At 46.1% G+C, this 2,260-nt stretch carries 3 protein-coding genes; all 3 read left to right on the top strand.

All coding sequences use genetic code 11. The annotated features are described in order from the left end of the window. On the top strand, positions 1–201 hold a 201-nt coding region (locus B7X71_RS15545), incomplete at its 5' end, for an iron-sulfur cluster assembly accessory protein (RefSeq protein ID WP_293601377.1). After that, positions 182–706 carry a Fe-S protein assembly co-chaperone HscB gene (hscB, locus tag B7X71_RS15540; RefSeq protein WP_293598964.1) on the top strand — a complete coding sequence of 175 codons (525 nt, stop codon included), beginning with the start codon at positions 182–184 and terminating at the stop codon, positions 704–706. The genes B7X71_RS15545 and hscB, both read left to right, overlap by 20 nt. A gap of 18 nt (positions 707–724) precedes the next feature. After that, positions 725–2,260 (top strand): Fe-S protein assembly chaperone HscA (hscA, locus tag B7X71_RS15535; protein ID WP_293601375.1); only part of this gene is annotated, 1,536 nt, incomplete at its 3' end.

Genomic DNA, 2,260 nt, shown 5'->3' with positions numbered 1-2,260 from the left:
CTGGAGTATGTGGATGAGGCAGCTCCAGAGGATACGAAGTTTGAATCCAATGGCATCACCATTTTTATTGATCCCAAGAGTTTGGCCTACTTAGATGGCACTGAATTAGATTTTGTGCGCGAAGGTTTGAACGAAGGCTTTAAGTTTCAGAATCCGAATGTAAAAGATGAGTGTGGTTGTGGTGAATCCTTCCGCGTCTGACGATTACTTTCGTTTCTTTGGTTTAGATCAGCAATTCAATTTGGATTTGTCTGCATTAGATCAAGCTTATCTAGCAATTCAAAAAGAGGTGCACCCGGATCGCCATGCACGTGGTAGCGATACCGAGCAACGTTTGGCCATGCAAATGGCTACCTTAGCTAACACAGCCTTTCAGACTCTCAAGAACCCCGTTCAGCGCGGCCTTTATCTTTGTCAGCTTCATAATGTGGATGCTCGCTTAGAAACGAATACTGCTATGCCAGCCGCTTTCTTAATGAAGCAAATGGAATGGCGTGAATATCTTGAAGATCATGATGAGGACATTAGCGCATTAGAAGCTTTAGCTGAAGAAGTTGAAGAATCCAAACGAGATACCTTGGCTGAAATCACACAAGCGATTGATGGAGCTAAGAACTATGAGCGTGCTGCCGAGTTACTGAGAGGCCTGCTGTTTATTGATAAGTTTGCGCTTGAGCTAGATGATGCTATCTCAGCCTTGGTATAGCTTTACACTCTAGTCCCCATGGCCTTATTACAAATCTCCGAACCTGGTAAGTCTCTTGCACCGCATCAGCGTCGGATTGCGGTGGGCATTGATCTGGGCACCACCAATTCCTTAGTGGCGATTGTGCGAGATGCTTTACCTAAGGTGCTTCCTGATTCAGAAGGGCGAGAATTACTCCCCTCAGTAGTACGTTACTTGCCTAATGGTAGAACCCAAGCTGGCTTTGAGGCAATTGAAAGCATTGTTTCTGATCCTAAGAACACGATTGTTTCTGTAAAGCGGTTTATGGGTCGCGGTATCGTCGATGTAGAAAACATTGAAAGTACTCCTTATGACTTTGTAGACGAGCCGGGCATGTTGAAGTTACGCACAGTGGCTGGTGATAAAAGTCCTATTGAAGTATCTGCAGAAATTCTGGCACGTTTGCGTCAATTGGCTGAAGACTCAGTGAATGATGACATCGTTGGTGCAGTTATTACTGTCCCCGCCTATTTTGATGATGCGCAACGACAAGCAACTAAAGATGCCGCTAAGTTGGCTGGAATAGAAGTATTGCGCTTACTCAATGAGCCTACTGCTGCAGCCATTGCGTATGGTCTAGATAACGCTTCAGAAGGTATCTACGCAGTCTATGACCTTGGAGGTGGCACATTTGACATCTCAATTTTGAAAATGAGTAGAGGTGTATTTGAAGTGCTCTCTACTGGTGGGGATTCTGCTTTGGGTGGTGATGACTTTGATCATCGTCTCTATTGCTGGGTGATCGAGCAAGCTAAACTTCCGCCACTCTCAATTCAGGATCATCGCAGACTATTGCTTTCTTGCAAGCATGCAAAAGAGCAATTGAGTCATAACCCTTTAGCCCGTGTTCACGAAACGCTTACTGATGGCACGGTGGTGAATGTAGGTATCAGTCAGGCACAGTTCTTTGAGATTACTCAGAACCTAATCAATAAAACCTTAGTTGCCGTAAAGAAGGCCTTGCGTGACGCTGGCCTTAAAGCGGACGAAGTTAAGGGTGTGGTGATGGTGGGTGGTGCGACTCGCATGCCTCATGTTCAGCGCGCTGTTGGGGAACTCTTTGGTACCAAGCCTTTAAATAATCTTAATCCAGATCAAGTAGTTGCTTTGGGCGCTGCTATGCAAGCGGATTTGCTTGCCGGCAATCAAAGTAAAGATGATGAGTGGCTTTTGTTGGATGTCATTCCACTGTCTCTTGGTATTGAAACCATGGGTGGCTTGGTTGAAAAAATTATTCCACGTAATACGCCAATTCCAGTAGCGCGTGCTCAGGATTTCACCACCTTTAAGGATGGTCAAACCGCTTTAGCGATTCAGGTAGTGCAGGGTGAGCGTGAGTTGGCGCAAGATTGCCGTTCATTAGGCAAGTTTGAGTTACGTGGCATTCCGCCAATGGCTGCTGGGGCTGCTCGAATTCGAGTGACTTTCCAGGTGGATGCCGATGGCTTGCTTTCAGTTAGTGCAACAGAGCAGGGTTCTGGCGTGCAGGCATCAATTGATATTAAGCCTTCTTATGGTTTAACCGATGCCGAG

The organism is Polynucleobacter sp. 39-46-10, from assembly GCF_002282275.1.
Note: the sequence above shows the minus strand (reverse complement) of the source record. Positions and strands in the feature narration are given on the sequence as shown.